The organism is Gracilibacillus kekensis (genome assembly GCF_900143085.1).
In the GTDB taxonomy this organism is placed as follows: Bacteria; Bacillota; Bacilli; order Bacillales; family Amphibacillaceae; genus Gracilibacillus; species Gracilibacillus kekensis.
On record NZ_FRCZ01000004.1, the window covers coordinates 102,841 to 124,921 of the forward strand.

Here is a 22,081-nt window from a genome sequence, read left to right on the forward strand (position 1 = left end):
TTTTTTATGACGGTTAATTCTAAAAAAATGGAGGTTCTCTATAATGTCATTATTTTCTGGAACAATTCAAACTTTAGAGAATTCATTAAATTATGCATCTGTTAAAAATAGAACCATTGCTCATAATATTTCGAATGCAGATACACCAAATTATAAGGCTAAAAATGTTCAATTTAATGAGGTACTTAAAAATCAGTTGTCGAATCAATTTGAAGCGAAACAAACAAATGAAAGACATCTTCCTTTTTCAACAAATAATTCTAACATTAAAGTTACTACTGATCGTTCGACCATGTATAACCATAATGGGAATAATGTAGATATTGATAAAGAGATGTCCGAGTTAGCAAAAAATCAGATATATTACCAGGCTGTAGTCGATCGTATCAATGGAAAATTTAATAGTTTACAAAGTGTTATAAGAGGAGGGAATTAATTATGTCAATTTTTAGCGGCATTAATACAAGTGCTAGTGGTCTGACCGCTCAAAGACTGAGAATGGATACAATCTCATCAAATATTGCAAATATGGATAGTACGAGAGCCACTATTAATGAAGACGGTGAATACGAACCATATCGTAGAAAAATAGCGGTATTTTCTCCGAAGGATCAAAGCTTTTCTTCGATCCTCCAACGTACAACCCATAGAGGTCAAGACGAAGGTTCTGGCGTCAAAGTTTCAGAGATTGCAGAAGATGAGGAACCTTTTAAACTTGTATTTAATCCTAACCACCCTGATGCTAATGAAGATGGTTATGTGGAGATGCCTAATGTTGACCCTTTAAAAGAAATGGTGGATATGATGAGTGCGACTAGGTCGTATGAAGCAAATGTCACATCCTTAAATGCTACTAAAACAATGTTAATGAAGGCATTGGAAATTGGTAAGTAACTATTAAAAGCAAAGGAGGAGAAGACTAATGAACATTTATTCTTTACAAAATATTCAAGCTAGTCCTAATCAAATACATACTAATGATCAACAAACAGTTGGTGAATCACAACAAGCATTTGCAAACAATCTAAAAGAAGCTATCAATAGTATCAATCATGCTCAAAAAGCTTCTGATCAAAAAACAGAAGCTCTTGCAAGAGGAGAGATAGATGACTTACACGATGTCATGGTTACTGCACAAAAGTCAAGTATTATGTTACAAACGGGTGTACAAGTTCAGAAAAAAGTAGTCGATGCCTACAACGAAGTAATGAGAATGCAAGTCTAACAGTTAAATAGTTGTAAGCAAGTAATGATTTTGGGGGCACAAAATGAACGAGAAATTCAAACTATACAAGGAAAAAGCAACTACATTTTACGCATCGATGTCCAAATTGCAAAAAAGGTTACTTTTTGGCGGAATAACTTTAATGGTTGCTCTAATTATTCTTATAACGGTATTGACTACTTCTAAAGGTTCAATGGTAACATTGTACAATGATTTATCCTTACCGGAAGTTGGTCAAATCAAAGAAGAGTTAGATGCAAGAGGAGTAGCTTACGATATCACAGGTAGTGGAACAGCTGTACAAGTTCCTGAAGCGAGTGCCGATTCACTTTTAGTGGACTTAGCTGCTCAGGGTATACCTGATAGTGGTAGTATTGATTATTCTTTCTTTGCTGAAAATAGTTCCTGGGGTGTGACAGATAATGAATTTGATGTCATGAAACTGGATGCAATGCAGACGGAATTATCTACATTAATTACACAGATTAATGGGATAGAAGCTGCTGAGGTTATGATAAACATGCCTGAGGATCCTGTGTTTATCAGTGATCAGCAACAGGAAGCAACTGCATCGATTGTGATTGAAACTCAACCTGGATATCAATTTGAGCCAACTCAAATTAGTACACTTTATCACTTGGTATCAAAGTCAATACCAAATTTACCTACTGATAATATCGTCATTATGAATCAACATTTTGAGTATTTTGACTTAAATAACGAAAATTCTTTTGCTAGTGGGGATACATATACTTCTCAACAACACATCAAGAGTGATATCGAGCAAGATATCGAACGACGTGTTCAGCGCATGCTAGGTTCTATGATAGGTATGAATAAAGTAGCAATTTCTGCGACAGCTGATATCGACTATACGCAGGAACAACGCACAGAACAGTTAGTGGAGCCAGTGGATGAAGAGAATGATACATTACCAGTAAGTATTGAAACAATTACTGAATCATTTACAGGTGCTCAACCAGAAGATGGAGCAGCTGGTGTTGAAGAAGGTGAAATCGCGAATTATCCTGCTGGACTTGATGGAAATGTTGGCGATTATGAATTGGTAAAAGAATCGGTTAACAATGAGTTTAATCGAATACAACGAGATATCGTAGAAAGCCCATATAAAATTAGAGATTTAGGAATTCAGGTAGCGATCGACAATACGAGAGAATTGGATAATGGTGAAGTGGAGGAGTTATCGCCACAAGAACAAGCACAAGTCGAAGAGAGTGTAGCATCTATTTTAGATTCGATTATCACAACAACAATTGATAAGTCATACGGTGAAGTTTCACCTGAAGAGAAAGTATCGATTGTCCTGCAACCATTTGAAGGTACTAATATAACACCTAACACAACCGTATCTCCGGCTATTCCTGGATGGGTGTATGTTGCATTAGGAATCTTGTTAGTTGCTATTATTATATTAATGATCATGCTAAGAAGGAAACGGGAAAGAGAAGAAGTCGTTGAAGAAGTGGAGACAACTGCGGTCGAAGAAAGAGAAATTCCACCAATTACACACACGGATGATTCAGACTCATCTGTAAGACGTAAACAACTTGAGAAATATGCAGAAGATAAGCCAGAAGAGTTTGCCAAATTATTAAGAAGTTGGATATCAGAGGATTAAAGGAGGTTAATTAGCATGGCAAAAAGACAACAACTAAATGGAAAGCAAAAAGCTGCTATTCTATTAATCTCTTTAGGCCCAGATGTTTCAGCACAAGTTTATAAACATTTAACACCAGAAGAGATCGAAAAATTAACCTTGGAAATTTCATCAGTAAAAAAAGTAGAAGGTTCACAAAAAGATGAAATTTTAGAGCAATTTCATGAAATAGCGATGGCACAGGACTATATCTCGCAAGGTGGGATTAGTTATGCAAAAACAGTTCTGGAAAAAGCATTGGGCGAAGATAAAGCCGGAGAATTGCTTAACCGGTTAACATCTTCATTGCAAGTGAAACCATTTGACTTTGCAAGAAAAGCAGAACCAGGCCAAATCATTAATTTTATTCAAAACGAACATCCGCAAACCATTGCACTCGTTTTATCTTACTTGGATTCTGAACAGTCCGCACAAATTCTGTCAGAATTACCGCAAGAAATGCAAGCAGATATCGCCAAAAGAATAGCAGTAATGGATTCGACTTCACCAGAGATTATTGCAGAAGTGGAGCAAATTCTTGAGAGAAAGCTATCTACTACTGTTTCTCAAGATTATACACAAACTGGTGGTATTCAAGCAGTTGTGGAAGTTTTAAATGGTGTTGATCGAAGCACAGAAAGAACGATATTAGACACATTGGAGATAGATGATCCAGAACTTGCTGAAGAGATTAAGAAGCGCATGTTTGTATTTGAAGATATTGTTACTCTCGATAACCGTGCGATTCAACGTGTGATTCGAGAAGTGGAAAATGATGATTTAAGGCTTTCACTTAAAGTTGGAAGTGATGAGGTGAAAGAAATCGTCTTTAATAACATGTCTACTCGAATGGCGGAAACCTTTAAAGAAGAGATGGAATTTATGGGGCCTGTTCGTTTGCGTGATGTAGAGGAAGCACAATCCAGAATTGTTTCTACAATTCGACGTTTAGAAGAAGTGGGAGAAATTGTCATCGCCAGAGGTGGAGGAGATGATATTATTGTCTAACAATCCCCTGCCAAATAGGCAAATTCATTTGCGTAAGATTGATATTCCAAAACAGAACTACTCAGAACAAGAAGCAGAAAATCAGCTGCAAAAAATGTATAAACAGATAGAGTCAGCTAACGCAGAACTTGAAAAAGTTATAGAAGAGAAGCGAAAAATGCAAGAAGCAACAAACAAAGAGATACAAGCAGCGAAAGAGAATTGGGAACAGGAAAAGCTACAATATATCGAACAAGCACAGCAAGAAGGGTATCAACAAGGATTCGAACAAGGTCAAAAAGATAGTTTAACTCAATATAACACAATCATAACTGAAGCTGTAGATGTTTTAGACAATGCAAAACAAGAGTATTACAACATTGTTGCCGAGAGTGACGAGACTGTACTTGAAATCGCAATGGCAACATCAGAAAAAGTGCTTCATCAAGTGCTGGAAGAAGACCCTGCAAAATTCTTAGGGATAGTTCATTCGTTAATAAACCAAGTGAAAGATCATCCACATATAAAGTTGTTGGTTTCAAGTAAATATTATACTCTCTTGCTAGAAAATAAGGAGGAGCTTAGCTCTATTCTTCATAATCAGATGGAATTCATGATTTACCCTTCTGCCGACCTAAAGGAAGAACAAGTTTTAATTGAAACCCCTTTTGGTAGAATTGACGCTTCACTTGATACTCAGTTAGAAGAAATTAGAACTAGACTTTTTCATGTAGTGGAGGAGATCACACGTGAAAACACAAATGATACTAAATGAAATTGAACGGGTGGATTCATACAAAAGATATGGAAAAGTAGATCGAGTAGTCGGATTATTAATCGAGGCAAGAGGTCCTGAGGCAAGAATTGGAGAAGTTTGTTATATCCATACTAAGATGGCTAACGAGACAATAATGGCAGAAGTAATCGGATTTTACGAAGAGAAAGTGTTATTAATGCCATATTCCTCATTGCAAAATATTGCATCTGGTTGTTTAGTAGAGGCGACTAAACACTCTCTAAAAATTAAGATTGGGCGATCATTAATTGGAAAAGTAATTGATTCTGCAGGCAAAATGTTGGATGGTTCGAATTTACCTAAAGGATTAAAAGAATATCCAACAGAACAGGCACCACCTAATCCATTAGAGCGACCGAGAATAAATGAACCAATTCAAATTGGCGTAAAAGCAATAGATACCATGTTAACCGTTGGAAGAGGTCAAAGAATTGGAATTTTTGCCGGTAGTGGTGTCGGAAAAAGTACATTGCTAGGTATGATAGCACGAAATAGTAGTGCAGACATTAATGTCATTGCCTTAATAGGTGAGCGTGGTCGAGAAGTAAAAGAATTTATCGAACGTGATTTAGGTCCTGAAGGTTTGAAAAAATCAATTGTTGTTGTGGCAACTTCAGACCAATCCGCACTTATGAGGATAAAAGGAGCGTATACAGCAACAGCAATTAGTGAATATTTTCGTGATCTTGGATATAACGTTAATTTGATGATGGATTCGGTAACTCGAGTCGCCATGGCACAGCGAGAGATTGGACTTGCTATCGGTGAGCCGCCAACAACTAAAGGGTACACTCCTTCTGTTTTTGCCTTATTACCTTCGTTACTGGAAAGAACAGGAACGAGTAAGAATGGTTCAATTACAGCATTTTACACGGTGTTGGTCGATGGTGATGATTTCAATGAGCCAATAGCAGATACAACAAGAGGAATCCTGGATGGTCACTTCATATTGGATCGAAAGCTAGCCGAGAAAGGTCAGTTCCCGGCAATTAATGTTCTGCAATCTGTAAGCAGAGTTATGCCAGAAATTGTATCTAAGAACAGGTTGAATACTGTTCAAAATATAAGAACGGTATTAGCAACTTATAATGATAATGAAGAATTGATTCAAATCGGTGCTTATAAAAGAGGATCTAATAAAGTTGTAGACGAAGCAATATTACTCCAACCACACATTATGAACGCCTTGAAACAGGGGATGGATGAAAATGTGGATGATCAGACTGGATTCTCACAATTAGAGCAATTAGTAAAAAGGAGTAACTCCTCATGAAACAACTAGGTGGATATGAAAAAATAAGACTGTTGAAAGATAACCAAAAAAAGGAAATTCAATTAATGTATCAAGAAGCTGCAGGTCAGTTTGAACAACATGCTACGAACTTATATGACTTATTGAAAAAGAAAGAAAAAATAGAGGAAAGTTACAAACAATCTTTAGCTGATCGATCTCAGGTGGAAACATTACAATCCTATCATCAATATCTTGACTTCTTAACACCAAGTATATTGAACACACAGCAAAAAGTGGAAAAGGCTAGAAATAAAATGAATGAATTGCAAGACCGAGTTACTGAACAATATATCGAAGTGAAAAAGATCGAAAAAATAATTGATAAAAAACAAAGTGAATATAATCAATTCGAAAAAAGAAAAGACTTGATGTTTATGGATGAATTATCCATTCGTAAGTATTCAGAAAGTAAGGATAGGTGAAGAAATGGCTCCCAATCCATCAAAGAACAAAGAAAAAAAGGCAGGAATTTTTCAATGGCTGATCGTTATATTTGTTTCACTTCTATTCGCTGCTTTAATTACAGTCATTATTTTAGTAACAATGGGTATTGATATTAGCAAATACACCAAAGAAACATTGAATAAGGTTCCTTTTATAGAAGAGCAAGTAACAACGGACTCAGAAGAATTATTTGAAAATAATTTAGCAAAGAAAGATCAAGAGATTTCTAACCTGGAAGAAGAACTAGAAGTCGTACAATATGAAGCACAAGGAAAAGATAGTACGATCTCAGAGCTAGAAGAGGAAATAGAAAATCTAACTACACAATTAGCTGAGCTTGAACAACAAGCTACGGAAAGTACGGATGTTGGTAGTGGTTATCAAGAATTATCTGAGTCATTTTCAGCTATGAAACCTAAAGTTGCTGCACCTATCATTGAGAATATGGAAAATACAATCGCTCTACCACTGCTAAGAGAACTAGATGCAGAAATACGTGGTGAAATTTTAGGTGAAATGGAACCTGAAATTGCAGCTGATTATAGTGATTTATTAGTAAATGAATAGTTATTTTATTTATCTTTTGAAGGGGGGTGAAAAATATGCATGTCGCAGCCAATTTATTAATTAATCCTGTAACTCCTGAAATGAAAGGACCCATCAGGTCTGAGCTGAATGGTAATACATCCTTTCAAAAACAGTTATTGAGTATAAGCAATAGTCAAACAGCTGAGTTAAACAAAAATGAATTAGAAACTCTATTATCTAAATTACCCGAAGGTTTTGATCTTGAAACATTAAAACAAATAAAAGATGTATTAAATAATTTGGATTTAGATCTAGAAAAACTTATCTCAACTCTTGAGAATGCAGACTCAGAAGAAATATCATCCATGTTCACAGAAGAACAATTGACACTATTGAAAGGATACAATTCCAATAATAGCAACAAAGAACACGAGCTTAGTATCCTCGGACAAATTATGGAAGTAATTTCAGCACATGAACAGCAAGTGAATAATAGCTTTATCAACCAAATTTTATTGGCTCCATCGAACAACGTGAATGGTGAAAGCAATGCAACGAAAATTGATGCAATGGTAAAAAAAGTGGAAGTACTTCTTACTAAATTAGAGCAAAATAAACTTTCGCAGCACGACTTCAAACAATTAAATGAAATGTTGAGGCAATGGTCACAACTTGATAGCAATGCGAAAGGTAATGCACAAGCTTTATTAGCAGCAATGACACCAACGAAAACTAATGAAATCTGGAACAAACTTTTAGAAAATTTCCAAAATCGTATGGCGATGGAAAAAAACTATGGTCAGAGTCAAAAAGTAACACAACAAGATATTGCCAAATGGATTAGCGGTGCAATGGAAAATCAAGGTAGTAGCATGAATCAAGAACAGGCACTATCTCAAACAAGAAGCGAGTTGCAAACTTTGATGAACCAACAAGTCAATTCAAAGGTACAGCAATATGTGATTCACACGCAACAAACAAATACCGAACAACAAGTGGCACAGAAACAATTAATTGATCAATTTCAACAGGCCATTCAAAAAAGTAATTTTATGAAAATGCCAAATGGTACGAATCAATTAATGTTGAGATTGCAACCAGAACATTTAGGTGATGTTATGGTGAAACTGACACAAGTGAATGGGGAAATGGTTGTAAAAATGATGGTTGCATCACAAGGTGCTAAAGAATTACTTGAAGGGAACTTAAATCAACTTCGGCATATGTTCTCTCCACAACAAGTGTTGATTGAACGTCAAGATACATTAACACAAACAGGTCAAGAAAAATTAACCGATGAAAATCAGGATTCATTGGATGACAAAGGTCAAAGTGAAAACGACCAAAATGATGGAGAGCAATCTGAATCAGAGGAACAAGACAAAATAAATTTCCATGATTTATTAATGGACGCGAAAGTGTAGGTGATAAATATGACTACAATAGATCCAACCTATTATCTCGCTAATCAGACTAAGTCAAGAGAAGCAAGTAGCAGTTTAGGGAAAGATCAATTTTTAAAAATTTTGATGACACAATTGCAAAACCAAGACCCGTTAAATCCGATGGAAGATAAAGAATTCATTTCTCAAATGGCGACATTTTCTTCCTTAGAGCAAATGATGTCCATGTCCAAATCAATCGATTCATTAGTGCAGAATCAGACTGTGTCTCCTGTGATTCAATACAGTCATCTAATTGGCAAGGAAGTCGAACATTATCGGATTGATGAAGAGTCCGGTGAAATTGCAGAACCGAAGGAAATTGTAACTGGACAGGTGAAAGCAATTTCGCAGCAGGAAGGATATGCTGTAATAGAATTAGAAAATGATGTGAAAATTTATACAGATGAAGTCTTAAGAATCAAAGAAGAAAGTCAAGCAGAATAAGGGGGGAGACAATGGATCATCGAATTCATGCATTACATCCAACTATCCTTCCAAATCAACAAAATAATAAGAAAAAGAATGTTGAAACATCTTTTAAAGAAATATTAGGACAACAACAACCTATACAGATCAGTAAGCATGCCGAGCAACGAATGGCTTCACGTAATATTGAAATCACCATAGACAAATGGTATGAGATGGAGAGCAAGCTAGAAGAAGCGAGCAAGAAAGGTGTCCGGGATTCGTTAGTAATTACCGACGAAGCAGCATTTATTGTAAATGCTAAAAACAAAACGGTAATAACCGCAATGGAAAAATCAGAAATGAAAAGTAAAATTTTCACCAATATCAATGGAACGATATTAATAGATTAGGCTGGACTCGAAAAGAGAAGCCTGAAGTCGTGGACTGACAGAAGCGACAAATATTCGAAAATAGAGGAGCGGAATACAATGTTAAGATCAATGTATGCAGGCATTTCAGGGATGAAAAGTTTTCAAACTAAGTTAGATGTAGTCGGTAATAATATTGCAAACGTTAATACAGCTGGTTTTAAAAAAGGAAGAGCAACTTTTCAGGATATGATGAGTCAACCAATTCAAGGAGCAAGCGCACCAACAGATATTCGAGGTGGTATTAATCCAGCACAGGTTGGTACAGGTGCACAATTAGGTTCAATAGATAATATTCATACACAAGGGAATCGCCAAACTACAGAAAGACCATTAGATCTTCAGTTAGAAGGAGATGGAATGTTTGTCTTTGGTAGAAATATGGCACCAGGTGATGCTTATAATGACGATGTTGAACTTCAATACTCAAGAGCAGGTAACATGTATTTAGATGATAATGGTTATGTTGTAAATGCTAACGGTCAATACTTAATGGGTTTTGATGCCCCGATGGATAATACTACTACTCCACCGACACCGGCAACCTCATTAGACGATATTGATCATAGTGCTGTTGGACAAATTCAGATACCAGACTCTGCATCAAGTTTCAGTATTGAAGGTAATGGTATTGTTAATTATATTCAAGATGGTGAAACATATGTCGCAGGTCAAATTGCGGTGTCTAAGTTTTCTAATACTGGAGGTCTTGAAAAAGTAGGTTCTAACATGTTTCAAACTAGTCCAAATGATGGGCAGATTGAAACTGGTGAATTAGATGGTGCTGGTAATGGAACTTTATTTTTTCAACCAGAATCAGATGGTACAGCTTCGATAGTTGCTGGTGCATTAGAGATGTCTAATGTTGATTTATCTGAAGAATTCACTGAAATGATTACCGCTCAGCGTGGGTTTCAGGCAAATACTAGAATAATTACGACATCAGATGAAATTTTACAAGAACTCGTTAACTTAAAACGATAAAAGGGAGGATGAGAGTTAAGGGATCCCTTAACTCTCACAAACCATGATAACTTTAACTAAAATAAATAATGATCAGATTACTGTTAACGCAATATACATAGAGCGTATTGAATCGTTTCCAGATACAACTATCACACTTGTAAATCAGAAGAAACTATTTGTCAAAGAATCAGAAAATGAAGTTAAAGAAATGATGATAGATTTTTATAAAATGATAGGTCTTTATCAACTTCAAAAAGAAGTAGGTGAACAGAAAAATGAATCCTAAATTAGTTAAAATTTTAGTAGCAGTACTATTAGTAATAACAATAGCTGGAGCGATCACGCTTTACTTTTTATTAAATAACACTTCAAATGATAATGAAACAATGACATTAGATGAAATGGTCAAATACTCATACACAACTGAAGAAATCAGAACAGATTTAAATGATGGAAATTTTGTACTTATTCAATTCCAGTTTATCACCAACAGCAAAGATGCACTAAATGAGATTGAAAAAAGAGAATTTCAAGTAAAGAATGTATTTATCAAACAATCTGTTGATTTAACAGCTACTGACTTACAAGAAAATTTAACAGAAATAGAAGATAATATGCAAAATGCAATAAATGAAAAAATGACTGAAGGAAAAATCGTAGATGTATTAATAACAAGTAAAGTTATTCAGTAACTTAAACTCCGGAATGGAGGTGGGAAAATGGCAGATGAAGTGCTATCACAAAATGAAATTGACGCCCTGTTATCAGCATTATCTTCAGGGGAAATGGATGCTAATCAGCTAAAAGAAGAAGAAAAGGAAAGAAAAGTAAAGGTATATGATTTTAAACGAGCGCTACGTTTTTCAAAAGACCAAATTAGAAGTATATCGAGAATTCATGATAATTTCGCAAGAATGTTATCGACTTATTTTTCAGCGCAATTAAGAACGTATGTACATATCTCAGTTGCATCTGTTGATCAAATACCATACGAGGAATTTATCAGATCGATCCCAACCAAAACGATTTTAAATGTTTATAGTGTTGAACCTTTAGATGGCAGAATCATATTTGAATTTAATCCTAATATCGCTTATGCAATGTTAGATCGAATACTTGGTGGTAAAGGAAGTAGTGTAAATAAAATTGATAGTTTGACAGAAATAGAAACTACTTTAATGTCACAATTATTTGAAAGAGCACTAGATAATTTACAGGAAGCTTGGGGTTCAGTCGTAGATATCGATCCAATGTTAGAAGATTTTGAGGTAAATCCACAGTTTTTACAATTAGTGTCACCGAATGAAACCGTAGTGGTAGTCTCATTAGATACAACAATCGGAGATAGTAGTGGTATGATCAACATTTGTATTCCACATGTCGTATTGGAACCTATAATCCCTAAACTCTCCGTACATTATTGGATGCAAAATGAAAATTCTAAAGAACGTAAGCCTGAAGAATATCAATCTTTATCAAGAAATATCAAACAAACGAGCCTTGATGTATCTGTAATTTTAGGTGAAACGACAATAACGTTAGAAGAATTGATGTTTCTAGGAAATAGTGACACGATTGTACTTAATAAAAGTATAAATCAACCATTAGATTTAATGGTTGATAGAGAACCGAAGTTTTATGTGCAGCCGGGTAAGAACAAACACAAAATGGCTGTTCAAGTATTAGATGAAATTAAGGGAGGGGACCAAGATGATGAATGATGGAATGTTATCCCAAGATGAAATTGATGCACTACTAAATGGATCAGATGATACCGATGAAGAGGTTACTTCAAATGAAACTCCTTCCACAGGTGAGTATTTATCATCAATAGAAGAGGATGCATTAGGGGAAATCGGTAATATCTCTTTTGGCAGTTCAGCGACGACACTATCTACCATTTTGAATCAAAAAGTAGAAATTACTACTCCAACCACAAGTGTAATTCATAAAGGGGAGTTAGAAGAAGAATTTCCAGTCCCGTATGTAGGAGTAGAAGTTAAATATACAGAAGGTTTTACCGGAGCAAATTTATTTATATTAGAATCAAAAGATGCAGCAATAATAGCTGATTTAATGTTAGGTGGTAATGGGGAACCAGATACAAATGAATTGAATGACATTCATTTAAGTGCGGTACAGGAAGCGATGAATCAAATGATGGGGACTGCTGCAACCAGTATGTCGACCGTATTTAATAAAAGGGTTGATATCTCACCACCTACTACATCTGTAATGGATGTGACGGCAGAAGAAACAAAATCACTTAAACCTGATGATGATGTATTCATCAAAGTTTCGTTTCAATTAAAGATAGGTACGTTGATCGATTCTAAAATAATGCAGTTATTACCTGTTACGTTTGCGAAAGATTTAGTTGATCAGCTTTTAAGTGTGTCGGATAAACCCGAAACAGAAAATGAACCAACTGTTGAAATGAATGAGGATGACCAAAACAACAGTAATCAGGAAATAGAGAAGCATAACGTTCAGAATTCTCAGCAACAAGAACAACCAATGCAACAAACACAATCAAGCTCACAGCCACATCAGCCAAAACAAATTGGTGGAAATATGGCAGGAGTAAATCCTGAAGTACAAGCAGCATCATTTTCAAATTTTGAAGACGTTCCTTTACAAAAAAGCGAAAAGCGAAATTTAGATTTATTAATGGATATTCCTCTTCAGGTAACAGTTGAACTTGGAAGAACAAAGCGAACTGTGAAAGAAATTTTAGAATTGTCTTCTGGATCTATTGTTGAATTAGATAAATTAGCTGGTGAACCGGTAGATATATTAGTTAATCAGAAATTAATAGCTAAAGGTGAAGTTGTTGTGATCGATGAAAACTTTGGTGTTAGAGTCACAGATATTGTAAGTAAAGAAGACAGGTTGAAACAATTAAAATAGATAATTTGGAAGGATGTAATGAAATGGCTAAAACAGTATTAATTGTAGACGATGCAGCTTTTATGAGAATGATGATTAAGGATATTCTATCTAAAAATGGATATGATGTTGTTGGAGAAGCACAGGATGGCCAAGATGCTATTGAAAAATATAAAGAGTTACAACCAGACTTAGTAACAATGGATATCACTATGCCAGAAATGGATGGAATTGCAGCACTAAAAGAGATTCAAAGTATTAATGGAGACGCTAAAGTTATTATGTGTTCAGCGATGGGGCAACAAGCGATGGTTATCGATGCTATTCAGGCAGGTGCAAAAGACTTTATTGTTAAACCGTTCCAAGCAGATCGAGTAATTGAAGCAATCTCTAAAGTAATAGGTTAATGAGGTGGTCAGCATTACCCGTAAATTAATTTTTTTTCTAGTTACAGTAACATTTTTGTTTTTTCAACTTCCATCTGCTGTGACTTATGCAACAGTAGAAGATATGTATAAAAAACCAGCTGAGAATCAAGGTGAACAACAAGGTGAGACTGATGAAAATAGTGGTGAAGAACCTGTGGTTGATTCACCAAATCTATTTTTTAGTTTTTTACAACTGTTGATTGCTTTAGCTTTAGTTATAGGTCTCATTATCTTTATATCAAAGTTTCTTCAGAAAAAAAATGGTTTTCTTAAGAGACATAAAGTGATTGAGAATTATGGTGGAATTACAGTAGGTTCCAATAAATCCATTCAAACCATTAAAATTGGTGATCGATTCTATGTTATTGGTGTAGCAGATAATATTGAATTACTTATGGAAATTACTGATAATAATACGATTGAACAGCTTCTTTCTCAGGAAGAAAACACAAATGACTCAATCAGTAAGATAAAAGAGAAGATAACAAAGTCCACTTCCTACTCTCAAGATCAAAATAAAAATAATTTCGAAAAGTTGTTTAGTAAGGAGCTACATACTATGAAAGAAGGCCGAAAAAACGTATATAAAAAGCTGAGAGAGAGAAAACAAGATTATGATGATTAGTCTAATTGATGTCTTTTCAGGATCCGATGCAGAAAGTGTATCGACTTCTGTCCGATTACTATTATTATTGACGGTACTTTCCTTGGCTCCTAGTATATTAATATTAATGACTAGTTTTACTAGGATTTTGATCGTCTTATCATTCGTTAGAACTTCATTAGCGACACAACAGATGCCACCGAATCAAGTATTAATAGGCCTAGCTCTTTTTATGACTTTCTTTATAATGGCCCCAACTTTTCAACAAGTGAATGAAGAAGCATTACAACCATTATTTGAAGAAGAAGTAACATTAGAAGAAGCATATGAAAACGCAAGTGTTCCAATAAAAGAGTTTATGTCCAAACATACAAGAGAAAAAGATTTAGCTTTGTTTATGAATTATGCAGAAATAGAACGTCCTGAAACCATTCAGGACATCCCACTAACGGCATTAGTGCCTGCTTTCGCGATCAGTGAATTAAAAACAGCTTTTCAAATGGGCTTCATGATATTTGTTCCATTTCTCGTTATTGATATGGCTGTTGCAAGTGTTTTAATGTCCATGGGGATGATGATGTTACCACCAGTAATGATCTCATTGCCATTTAAAATATTATTATTTGTGCTTGTGGATGGCTGGTATTTGATAACACATTCGTTGTTAGATGGGTTTCTACCGCTTTGACAGGTATTGAGAGGGGATAGATAGAGTGAGTGGAGAATTTGTCATTTCATTGGCTGAACAAGGAATATTTACAATTCTATTAGTAACAGGGCCACTCTTATTACTTGCTCTAGTAGTTGGTTTATTAGTTAGTATATTCCAAGCTACTACTCAAATACAAGAACAGACCCTTGCTTTTATTCCGAAAATTGTTGCTGTCTTATTAGGGGTCTTAGTATTTGGACCGTGGATGTTGTCAACGATGGTTGAGTTTGCTGCTAATTTATTTCAAAATTTAAATCAGTTTGTAGGATAACATATGTTTGAATTAATAGATATTAATCGTTTTCCAGCATTTATATTAATTTTAATAAGAGTATTATCATTTTTTGCAACTGTGCCGATTTTTTCTTACCGAAATATACCTACTCATTTAAAAATTGGGTTTGGTGTATTTATAGCATGGATTATGTTTTACACACTTGAGGTTCCGGAATTAGCTTTTGATGGTATGTATTTATTATATATAATGAAAGAAGCCGTTATAGGTTTGTTTCTTGGATTAATTGCTTATCTTATTTTGAGCGCGATTCAAATCGCTGGTGGTTTTATCGATTTCCAAATGGGTTTTGCCATCGCTAATGTGGTGGATCCACAGACAGGGGCACAAAGTCCATTAATTGGACAATATTTTTACACGATTGCGATTCTCTTTTTGTTAACTGTTGATGGGCATCATTTATTTATTAACGGTATCATGTATAGTTTTGAGGAAATACCACTGGATCAATTGATAGAGTTTAATAATATTGAGTTGATTCTACAAACTTTCAGTAAGATGTTTCTCATGGCATTTCAGTTGGCTTTACCAGTTGTCGGTTGTTTGTTTTTAGTCGATGTTGCCTTAGGTATTATTGCTAGAACAGTTCCACAACTTAATGTCTTTGTAGTCGGTCTTCCATTAAAAATTTTAGTGTCTTTTCTTGTTTTGTTTATGTTTGTGACTTTCTATATGATGATTGTTGAGAAATTATTTCAATTCACACTAGAGACGATGCAAAATCTAATGCAAATGTTCGGAGGTGCTTAACAATGAGATTACAGTTGGATCTGCAATTTTTCGCTGGTGAAAAAACTGAAAAGGCAACTCCGAAAAAAAGACAGGACGCTAGAAAAAAAGGTCAAGTAGCTAAAAGTCAGGATGTTAATACTGCTATTCTGTTATTTTTTGTTTTTATTATTTTATTGGTAACAGGTGGTTCATTAAAGGATACAATGACAAGCATGTATAGTAAATCTTTCACCGAATATATTCATCATGAAGTAACAGAAAAAGAAGTATTTAGCATGTTATGGGATGTTCTGACACAAATCAGTATTGCGCTTGCACCGATTATGTTAATCGCGATCGTTGCTGGACTTGCTTCGAATTTTTTGCAGATTGGTTTTCTATTTACAGCCGACCCGTTAAAAATGAAGCTAAATAAAATAGATCCAATTCAAGGTGCTAAAAGAATTTTCTCGGCAAGAGCACTTGTAGAATTAGTTAAATCTTTACTGAAAATTACTTTGGTAGGAGCTATTACTTTTTCGATTATTTGGATGAATCGTGACGAAATGATGATGTTAGCAGATAAAGAGGTGAACAGTGCACTAGCTTTCTTTGGACAAATGACAATTCAGATGGGAATAGCAGCTGCCATTGGCTTACTTATTATTTCTGTAATTGATTATACATATCAAAGATACGACTATGAAAAGCAGAATAAAATGTCGAAAAATGATGTGAAAGATGAACATAAAAACATCGAGGGTGACCCTTTAATTAAATCAAAAATTAAAGAAAAGCAAAGGCAAATGGCGATGCAAAGGATGATGAGTGAAATTCCAAATGCAGATGTGGTAATTACCAATCCTACGCACTATGCGATTGCTATTAAATATGATGAAAACAAAGCAGATGCGCCATATGTTGTTGCAAAAGGTGTTGATTTCGTCGCAATGAGAATTAAAGATATAGCAAAAAATCACGACATTGTCATGGTAGAAAATCGACCTTTAGCAAGAGCATTATATGACCAAGTAGAGATTAATGACATAATTCCAGAGGATTTTTTCAAAGCAGTTGCCGAAATACTGGCATATGTTTACCGAATCCAAAAAAAGATTTAATACTGCAATGTATGATTTGAAGGAAAAGTAATACCACGAATCGCCGGTGCATTCAGAGGAAGTGTTACTTTAAAGGAGTTGTAAGAAAATGAAAGCTAGAGATTTTTCCGTTTTATTTGGTGTCATATCGATCATTATTATGTTAGTTATTCCCTTACCTGGGTGGTTATTAAGTGTATTAATTTTAATCAATATATCTCTAGCGTTAATTGTTATTTTGGTGTCAATGAATACAACAGAAGCTTTGCAATTTTCCGTTTTTCCGTCCTTATTATTATTATTAACATTATTCCGATTAGGTTTAAACGTATCGACTACACGTTCGATTCTTTCGGAAGCAGACGCGGGTGGAGTAGTTGAAACATTTGGTACATTTGTAATTGGTGATAATCCATTAGTAGGTTTTGTAGTGTTTGTTATTTTAGTAATCATCCAATTCCTTGTAATTACGAAGGGGAGTGAACGTGTATCAGAGGTTGCTGCACGTTTTACATTAGATGCAATGCCTGGTAAACAAATGAGTATCGATGCAGATTTAAATGCAGGTATGATTAACGAACAGCAAGCAAAGGATCGCCGGGAAAAAATAGAACATGAAGCGGATTTTTATGGTGCAATGGATGGTGCCAGTAAATTTGTTAAAGGTGATGCTATTGCAGGTATTATTATTGTACTGATCAATATTATATTCGGGCTTATTATCGGTATGGCTCAATTAGGTTTAAGTTTTAATGAAGCTATTGATATCTATATGCGTCTTACTGTTGGTGATGGTTTAGTAAGTCAAATACCTGCCTTGCTTATTTCAACAGCAACAGGGATTGTTGTAACGAGAGTGGCATCTGAAGGAAATTTAAGTGCAGATGTAACTAAACAGTTGTTGCGCTATCCTACCTTGTTGTACATAGCTGGTGGTACGATCTTTTTCCTAGGACTTACACCAATTAATTTTATGTTAACAACTATGATTGCTCTTGTATTAATCGGTAGTGCTTATATGTTAACTAGAAAATCTCAAGTGGAAGAACCGCCAACACCTGATGAAGTAGATGAATCCGAATCAGAAGAAATGAAATCACCAGAAAATGTGGTAGGTCTTATTAATATGGATCCGATTGAGTTTGAGTTCGGTTATGGTCTTATTCCACTAGCAGATTCTAATCAAGGGGGAGATTTATTAGACCGAGTTGTAATGATTAGACGACAACTTGCAATAGAATTAGGCTTAGTTATACCAGTTGTACGAATCAGGGACAATATTCAACTCAATCCAAATGAATATCGGTTAAAAATCAAAGGTAATGAAGTGGCACGTGGGGAATTGCTTTTAGATCATTACCTTGCAATGAGTCCTGGAATTGAAGAAGATGAACTAGAAGGAATCGATACTGTAGAACCAGCATTCGGTTTACCTGCAAAGTGGATTACTGAGGATGCTAAAGATGATGCAGAGATGTCTGGTTATACTGTGGTAGATCCTCCATCAGTGGTATCAACACATATAACAGAATTAATTAAGCGATTTGCTCATCAATTAATTGGTCGTCAGGAAACACAACAACTTATCGATCATTTGAAAGAAAGTAATCCGATCTTAGTAGAAGAGGTCACACCAGAACCATTAGCAGTCGGTGATGTACAGAAAGTGTTAGCAAAATTATTACGAGAACATGTTTCCATCAAGAATTTACCAGTTATTTTTGAAACATTAGCAGATTTTGCAAAAATGACATCTGATACTGATTTATTAACAGAGTATGTCAGACAGTCTTTATCTGCACAAATAACTAATGATATTGTGCAAGGCAGACAACAGTTAAAAGTAATAACTGTTTCAGGAGAAGTTGAAAAGTTGATCGCAGAACACATTCAACAGACAGAACATGGCAGCTACTTAGCAATGGATCCGGATACCCAACAAAAGGTGATTCAATCTGTCTCAGAAAATGTAGAGAACATTAGCTTGCAAGAGGAAACCCCTGTTATTTTATGTTCGCCGACAATTAGAATGTACTTCAAACAATTGCTAGATCGGTTTTATCCGCAAGTTATTGTATTATCCTATAACGAAATTGAACCAACAGCAGAAATTCAAAGCATCGGGATGGTGAATGTAGCATGAAGGTGAAAAAATTTAAAGGAGCAACAATGCCCGAAGTCATGCAAGTTGTTCGAAAAGAATTAGGATCAGATGCAGTAATATTAAATTCGAAAGTGATACACGAAGGTGGCTTCTTAGGTTTATTCAAAAAAAGGAAAATAGAAGTTTTGGCTGCTATCGATCAAACAAGTCTACCGAAGAAGAAAACAGATCTATCCATAATGCCAGATGTGAAACAATCAAAAGTACAGCCAAATAAGGCTACATCTAATCAAGATGATGTGTTGAAAGAATTACGGGATATGAAAAAGTGGATGCAGCAAAATAATAACCAAACGTCAGAATTTCTCCCCACTTTTCAACTTATATACGAAAAATTGTTAAAACAAGAAGTGGATCAAGAAATCGCCTATGATTTAATCGAGACCATACAAGCGAGATTAAATCAGAATGAGATAGAAGAAAGCGAAATATGGAAACAGATATCTTTTGAAATTAAACATCGTCTTTCAAATAAAGGTACATTTGGAATGACTACTTTTGATAAGAAGTATATTCATTTAGTAGGACCAACTGGTGTTGGTAAAACAACAACCATCGCTAAACTGGCGGCACATTGTGTTTTAAAACAACAGAAAAAAGTAGCTTTTATCACAACAGATACCTATCGAATTGCAGCGATCGAACAATTAAAGACATACTCTAAGATTTTAGATATTCCGATTGAGATCGCTTATAATTTAGACGATTATCAAAAAGCCAAAGATAAATTTCATGATTATGATTTTGTGTTTGTAGACACTGCGGGCAGGAACTTTAGAGATGAGAAATATATTAAAGAGCTAGGAAAAATTGTAGATTTGAACCATGAAGTAGACACTTTTCTTGTATTATCATTAACGACTAGAGGAAGTGATTTAGAAGATATCTACAAGCAATTTCATAACATTCCTTTAAAGCAATTAATACTTACAAAAAAAGATGAAACGAAGACATATGGATCCGTGTTAAATCTATGTTTGAAACACAACATTGGAGTAGCATATATTACTAATGGTCAAGATGTACCAGATGATATTGAAGAACTCTCTATCGAAAAAATGGCAAAACTAATAGTTGGTGATTAAACAATGTCCGATCAAGCATCAAAGTTAAGACAAAAAATAACAGGGCTAAACAGTCAGTTTCATGCTAAAACGATTGCAATTGTTAGTGGTAAAGGAGGCGTTGGAAAATCTAACATTGCCCTTAACTTTTCACTATCTCTTGCAAATCAGGGGAAAAAAGTACTTCTTTTTGATTTAGATATTGGTATGGGAAATATTGATATTTTATTAGGTAAATCTTCTAAGTATTCTATCATAAATATGTTCGAGAATAATTTGTCGATTTATGATATTATAGAATCAGGACCAAATTCACTATTTTATATTGCGGGTGGTAGTGGTCAGGATCATATTTTTTATTTGGACGATGAAAGACTAGACTATTTTCTTGAGCAGTTAGAACTATTATTTCGTGAGTACGATTATATTATCTTTGATATGGGGGCGGGTGTTACAAGAGAAACTATCCATTATATATTGGCTGTTGATGAATGTATTCTTGTCACAACGCCAGAACCAACATCGATGACAGATGCTTATTCCATGGTGAAGCACATTTTATCCCAACAGTCGATTCAATTTCATCTTATTATTAATCGTTCAAAAAGCGAAAAACAGGGAATCGATATCATGAATCGTATGTCAAGTGCAATCAAACGTTTTTTGCATCATGATATAACACCACTTGGGACTATTCCAGATGACGAGTCTGTTGTAGAAGCAGTAATTGATCAACAGCCGTTTATTTTACATAACCCTAAAGCAAAAGCTTCTAAAGCAATTGAGCAAGTAACAAAACAGTTTTTAGGGGAGATACCAAAGATAAAAGATAATTCAGGATTTCTAAGTAAACTTAAAAGATTAATAACAGAAAGGTAGAAATCTATGAACAAAAAAAACGTTTTAGTTGTTGATGATTCAGCTTTCATGCGAAAAATGATATCGGATATTATTAATACTTCATCGTCTTTAGCTGTTATTGATACTGCTCGAAATGGACAAGATGCTTTGGCTAAAGTAAAGAAACTGAAGCCGGATGTGGTTACCTTGGATGTTGAAATGCCTCTAATGGACGGCATTTCAACATTGCGAGCCGTTATGCGAGAGATACCTACACCAGTTGTAATGTTATCGAGTTTAACAAAATCGGGTGCCGATAAAACAATAGAAGCAATGTCCTACGGTGCAGTTGATTTTATAGCAAAGCCTTCTGGATCTATTTCCTTAAATATTAAGGATATTGAAGCAAAAATAGTAAAGAAAGTCGAACATGCAACCCAAGCCAATTATCATTTGGTTACAAAGCAAACACAAAAAGTAGATAAAAACACCTATAAGCCAATTATAAGTAATCGCCCAATTGTTGCTATTGGATCATCAACTGGAGGTCCTCGTGCCTTGCAACAAATTATTACTCAACTTCCTACAAACCTGAAAGCACCTGTTGTGATTGTTCAACACATGCCAAAAGGTTTCACTAAATCATTAGCAGAACGTTTAGACAAACTCTCAAATGTTTCGGTTAAGGAAGTAGAAGATGGAGATCTGATTGAGCAAAGTAATGTCTATTTAGCACCAGGAGGAAAACAATTTAAAGTGAAAGAAGTCAATCACCAATTTGTTGCAGAAGTTAAACAAGATCTACCAGTGAATGGTCATCAACCTGCAGTTGATGTATTATTTGAATCCATATCAGAATTATCTGATTGTCATCCAATTGCCGTTGTGTTAACAGGAATGGGAAGTGATGGAGCCAAAGGTATTATACAACTGAAAAAAAAGCATCCAAGGACAATTACAATTACACAATCAAAAGATACGTGTGTAGTGTACGGGATGCCGCAGTCAGCTGAAAAAACCGGTTTAGTAGATTACGTGAAGGATTTAGAAAATATAAGTGAAATACTAGTACAAAAAATTCCTAAGAAGAGGTGAA

At 34.9% G+C, this 22,081-nt stretch carries 27 protein-coding genes; all 27 read left to right on the forward strand.

What is annotated here, in order from left to right:
• Positions 1-43 precede the first annotated feature (43 nt).
• The 27 genes from flgB to BUC25_RS10840 all read left to right on the forward strand — a co-directional run bounded on the left by flgB (position 44) and on the right by BUC25_RS10840 (position 22,080).
• The gene (gene flgB / locus BUC25_RS10710; RefSeq protein ID WP_073201872.1) at positions 44-436 is read left to right on the forward strand and encodes a flagellar basal body rod protein FlgB; all 393 of its coding nucleotides are present in this window, start codon (positions 44-46) and stop codon (positions 434-436) included.
• Between the two features lie 2 nt (positions 437-438).
• Positions 439-894, forward strand: coding sequence for a flagellar basal body rod protein FlgC (flgC, locus tag BUC25_RS10715; protein WP_073201873.1), 456 nt, complete (start codon positions 439-441; stop codon positions 892-894).
• Positions 895-922: 28 nt separating this feature from the next.
• Positions 923-1,225, forward strand: coding sequence for a flagellar hook-basal body complex protein FliE (gene fliE / locus BUC25_RS10720; RefSeq protein ID WP_073201874.1), 303 nt, complete (start codon positions 923-925; stop codon positions 1,223-1,225).
• Between the two features lie 43 nt (positions 1,226-1,268).
• Entirely contained in the window at positions 1,269-2,864 is a 1,596-nt protein-coding gene (gene fliF / locus BUC25_RS10725) for a flagellar basal-body MS-ring/collar protein FliF (protein WP_073201875.1), read from the forward strand.
• 15 nt (positions 2,865-2,879) lie between these two features.
• On the forward strand, positions 2,880-3,890 hold the full coding sequence (fliG, locus tag BUC25_RS10730) for a flagellar motor switch protein FliG (protein WP_073201876.1): 1,011 nt from the start codon (positions 2,880-2,882) through the stop codon (positions 3,888-3,890).
• Entirely contained in the window at positions 3,883-4,644 is a 762-nt protein-coding gene (gene fliH, locus BUC25_RS10735) for a flagellar assembly protein FliH (protein WP_170862682.1), read from the forward strand. The genes fliG and fliH overlap by 8 nt, the downstream gene beginning before the upstream one ends.
• A complete protein-coding gene (gene fliI / locus BUC25_RS10740) occupies positions 4,619-5,938 on the forward strand; it encodes a flagellar protein export ATPase FliI (protein WP_073201878.1) in 1,320 nt (439 codons plus the stop codon). Before fliH ends, fliI begins: the two co-directional genes overlap by 26 nt.
• Positions 5,935-6,381 carry a flagellar export protein FliJ gene (gene fliJ, locus BUC25_RS10745; RefSeq protein WP_073201879.1) on the forward strand — a complete coding sequence of 149 codons (447 nt, stop codon included), beginning with the start codon at positions 5,935-5,937 and terminating at the stop codon, positions 6,379-6,381. Before fliI ends, fliJ begins: the two co-directional genes overlap by 4 nt.
• The gene (locus BUC25_RS10750) at positions 6,338-6,970 is read left to right on the forward strand and encodes a MotE family protein (RefSeq protein ID WP_139251812.1); all 633 of its coding nucleotides are present in this window, start codon (positions 6,338-6,340) and stop codon (positions 6,968-6,970) included. Before fliJ ends, BUC25_RS10750 begins: the two co-directional genes overlap by 44 nt.
• Before the next feature lie 35 nt (positions 6,971-7,005).
• On the forward strand, positions 7,006-8,355 hold the full coding sequence (locus tag BUC25_RS10755) for a flagellar hook-length control protein FliK (protein WP_073201881.1): 1,350 nt from the start codon (positions 7,006-7,008) through the stop codon (positions 8,353-8,355).
• A gap of 9 nt (positions 8,356-8,364) precedes the next feature.
• Positions 8,365-8,820, forward strand: a complete 456-nt coding sequence (flgD, locus tag BUC25_RS10760) for a flagellar hook assembly protein FlgD (protein WP_073201882.1) — start codon at positions 8,365-8,367, stop codon at positions 8,818-8,820.
• An 11-nt stretch (positions 8,821-8,831) separates the two neighbouring features.
• Positions 8,832-9,194, forward strand: coding sequence for a TIGR02530 family flagellar biosynthesis protein (locus BUC25_RS10765; RefSeq protein ID WP_073201883.1), 363 nt, complete (start codon positions 8,832-8,834; stop codon positions 9,192-9,194).
• 78 nt (positions 9,195-9,272) lie between these two features.
• Positions 9,273-10,196 carry a flagellar basal body rod protein FlgG gene (gene flgG, locus BUC25_RS10770; protein ID WP_073201884.1) on the forward strand — a complete coding sequence of 308 codons (924 nt, stop codon included), beginning with the start codon at positions 9,273-9,275 and terminating at the stop codon, positions 10,194-10,196.
• Between the two features lie 43 nt (positions 10,197-10,239).
• Positions 10,240-10,464 carry a flagellar FlbD family protein gene (locus BUC25_RS10775; protein WP_073201885.1) on the forward strand — a complete coding sequence of 75 codons (225 nt, stop codon included), beginning with the start codon at positions 10,240-10,242 and terminating at the stop codon, positions 10,462-10,464.
• Entirely contained in the window at positions 10,454-10,870 is a 417-nt protein-coding gene (locus tag BUC25_RS10780) for a flagellar basal body-associated FliL family protein (RefSeq protein WP_073201886.1), read from the forward strand. The genes BUC25_RS10775 and BUC25_RS10780 overlap by 11 nt, the downstream gene beginning before the upstream one ends.
• Before the next feature lie 27 nt (positions 10,871-10,897).
• A complete protein-coding gene (gene fliM, locus BUC25_RS10785; RefSeq protein ID WP_073201887.1) occupies positions 10,898-11,899 on the forward strand; it encodes a flagellar motor switch protein FliM in 1,002 nt (333 codons plus the stop codon).
• Positions 11,889-13,088, forward strand: a complete 1,200-nt coding sequence (fliY, locus tag BUC25_RS10790) for a flagellar motor switch phosphatase FliY (RefSeq protein WP_084543444.1) — start codon at positions 11,889-11,891, stop codon at positions 13,086-13,088. The genes fliM and fliY overlap by 11 nt, the downstream gene beginning before the upstream one ends.
• Before the next feature lie 23 nt (positions 13,089-13,111).
• On the forward strand, positions 13,112-13,474 hold the full coding sequence (locus tag BUC25_RS10795; RefSeq protein WP_073201889.1) for a response regulator: 363 nt from the start codon (positions 13,112-13,114) through the stop codon (positions 13,472-13,474).
• A gap of 4 nt (positions 13,475-13,478) precedes the next feature.
• On the forward strand, positions 13,479-14,120 hold the full coding sequence (locus tag BUC25_RS10800; RefSeq protein WP_073201890.1) for a flagellar biosynthetic protein FliO: 642 nt from the start codon (positions 13,479-13,481) through the stop codon (positions 14,118-14,120).
• Positions 14,113-14,787, forward strand: coding sequence for a flagellar type III secretion system pore protein FliP (fliP, locus tag BUC25_RS10805; RefSeq protein WP_073202173.1), 675 nt, complete (start codon positions 14,113-14,115; stop codon positions 14,785-14,787). Before BUC25_RS10800 ends, fliP begins: the two co-directional genes overlap by 8 nt.
• A gap of 25 nt (positions 14,788-14,812) precedes the next feature.
• On the forward strand, positions 14,813-15,082 hold the full coding sequence (gene fliQ, locus BUC25_RS10810) for a flagellar biosynthesis protein FliQ (RefSeq protein WP_073201891.1): 270 nt from the start codon (positions 14,813-14,815) through the stop codon (positions 15,080-15,082).
• 3 nt (positions 15,083-15,085) lie between these two features.
• Positions 15,086-15,856 carry a flagellar biosynthetic protein FliR gene (gene fliR, locus BUC25_RS10815; RefSeq protein ID WP_073201892.1) on the forward strand — a complete coding sequence of 257 codons (771 nt, stop codon included), beginning with the start codon at positions 15,086-15,088 and terminating at the stop codon, positions 15,854-15,856.
• A 2-nt stretch (positions 15,857-15,858) separates the two neighbouring features.
• Positions 15,859-16,938: a flagellar biosynthesis protein FlhB gene (flhB, locus tag BUC25_RS10820; RefSeq protein WP_073201893.1), complete on the forward strand. Its 1,080-nt coding sequence runs from the start codon at positions 15,859-15,861 to the stop codon at positions 16,936-16,938.
• Positions 16,939-17,026: 88 nt separating this feature from the next.
• On the forward strand, positions 17,027-19,060 hold the full coding sequence (gene flhA / locus BUC25_RS10825; RefSeq protein ID WP_073201894.1) for a flagellar biosynthesis protein FlhA: 2,034 nt from the start codon (positions 17,027-17,029) through the stop codon (positions 19,058-19,060).
• On the forward strand, positions 19,057-20,166 hold the full coding sequence (gene flhF / locus BUC25_RS10830; RefSeq protein WP_073201895.1) for a flagellar biosynthesis GTPase FlhF: 1,110 nt from the start codon (positions 19,057-19,059) through the stop codon (positions 20,164-20,166). The genes flhA and flhF overlap by 4 nt, the downstream gene beginning before the upstream one ends.
• Before the next feature lie 3 nt (positions 20,167-20,169).
• Positions 20,170-21,024: a MinD/ParA family protein gene (locus BUC25_RS10835; RefSeq protein WP_073201896.1), complete on the forward strand. Its 855-nt coding sequence runs from the start codon at positions 20,170-20,172 to the stop codon at positions 21,022-21,024.
• A 6-nt stretch (positions 21,025-21,030) separates the two neighbouring features.
• Entirely contained in the window at positions 21,031-22,080 is a 1,050-nt protein-coding gene (locus tag BUC25_RS10840) for a protein-glutamate methylesterase/protein-glutamine glutaminase (protein ID WP_073201897.1), read from the forward strand.
• Position 22,081 lies beyond the last annotated feature (1 nt).

Coding starts and splice junctions, on each gene's coding strand:
- flgB (WP_073201872.1), top strand. CDS start 44: ATGTCATTATTTTCTGGAACAATTCAAACTTTAGAGAATTCATTAAAT.
- flgC (WP_073201873.1), top strand. CDS start 439: ATGTCAATTTTTAGCGGCATTAATACAAGTGCTAGTGGTCTGACCGCT.
- fliE (WP_073201874.1), top strand. CDS start 923: ATGAACATTTATTCTTTACAAAATATTCAAGCTAGTCCTAATCAAATA.
- fliF (WP_073201875.1), top strand. CDS start 1,269: ATGAACGAGAAATTCAAACTATACAAGGAAAAAGCAACTACATTTTAC.
- fliG (WP_073201876.1), top strand. CDS start 2,880: ATGGCAAAAAGACAACAACTAAATGGAAAGCAAAAAGCTGCTATTCTA.
- fliJ (WP_073201879.1), top strand. CDS start 5,935: ATGAAACAACTAGGTGGATATGAAAAAATAAGACTGTTGAAAGATAAC.
- BUC25_RS10750 (WP_139251812.1), top strand. CDS start 6,338: ATGAATTATCCATTCGTAAGTATTCAGAAAGTAAGGATAGGTGAAGAA.
- BUC25_RS10755 (WP_073201881.1), top strand. CDS start 7,006: ATGCATGTCGCAGCCAATTTATTAATTAATCCTGTAACTCCTGAAATG.
- flgD (WP_073201882.1), top strand. CDS start 8,365: ATGACTACAATAGATCCAACCTATTATCTCGCTAATCAGACTAAGTCA.
- BUC25_RS10765 (WP_073201883.1), top strand. CDS start 8,832: ATGGATCATCGAATTCATGCATTACATCCAACTATCCTTCCAAATCAA.
- flgG (WP_073201884.1), top strand. CDS start 9,273: ATGTTAAGATCAATGTATGCAGGCATTTCAGGGATGAAAAGTTTTCAA.
- BUC25_RS10775 (WP_073201885.1), top strand. CDS start 10,240: ATGATAACTTTAACTAAAATAAATAATGATCAGATTACTGTTAACGCA.
- BUC25_RS10780 (WP_073201886.1), top strand. CDS start 10,454: ATGAATCCTAAATTAGTTAAAATTTTAGTAGCAGTACTATTAGTAATA.
- fliM (WP_073201887.1), top strand. CDS start 10,898: ATGGCAGATGAAGTGCTATCACAAAATGAAATTGACGCCCTGTTATCA.
- fliY (WP_084543444.1), top strand. CDS start 11,889: ATGATGAATGATGGAATGTTATCCCAAGATGAAATTGATGCACTACTA.
- BUC25_RS10795 (WP_073201889.1), top strand. CDS start 13,112: ATGGCTAAAACAGTATTAATTGTAGACGATGCAGCTTTTATGAGAATG.
- fliP (WP_073202173.1), top strand. CDS start 14,113: ATGATTAGTCTAATTGATGTCTTTTCAGGATCCGATGCAGAAAGTGTA.
- fliR (WP_073201892.1), top strand. CDS start 15,086: ATGTTTGAATTAATAGATATTAATCGTTTTCCAGCATTTATATTAATT.
- flhB (WP_073201893.1), top strand. CDS start 15,859: ATGAGATTACAGTTGGATCTGCAATTTTTCGCTGGTGAAAAAACTGAA.
- flhA (WP_073201894.1), top strand. CDS start 17,027: ATGAAAGCTAGAGATTTTTCCGTTTTATTTGGTGTCATATCGATCATT.
- flhF (WP_073201895.1), top strand. CDS start 19,057: ATGAAGGTGAAAAAATTTAAAGGAGCAACAATGCCCGAAGTCATGCAA.
- BUC25_RS10835 (WP_073201896.1), top strand. CDS start 20,170: ATGTCCGATCAAGCATCAAAGTTAAGACAAAAAATAACAGGGCTAAAC.
- BUC25_RS10840 (WP_073201897.1), top strand. CDS start 21,031: ATGAACAAAAAAAACGTTTTAGTTGTTGATGATTCAGCTTTCATGCGA.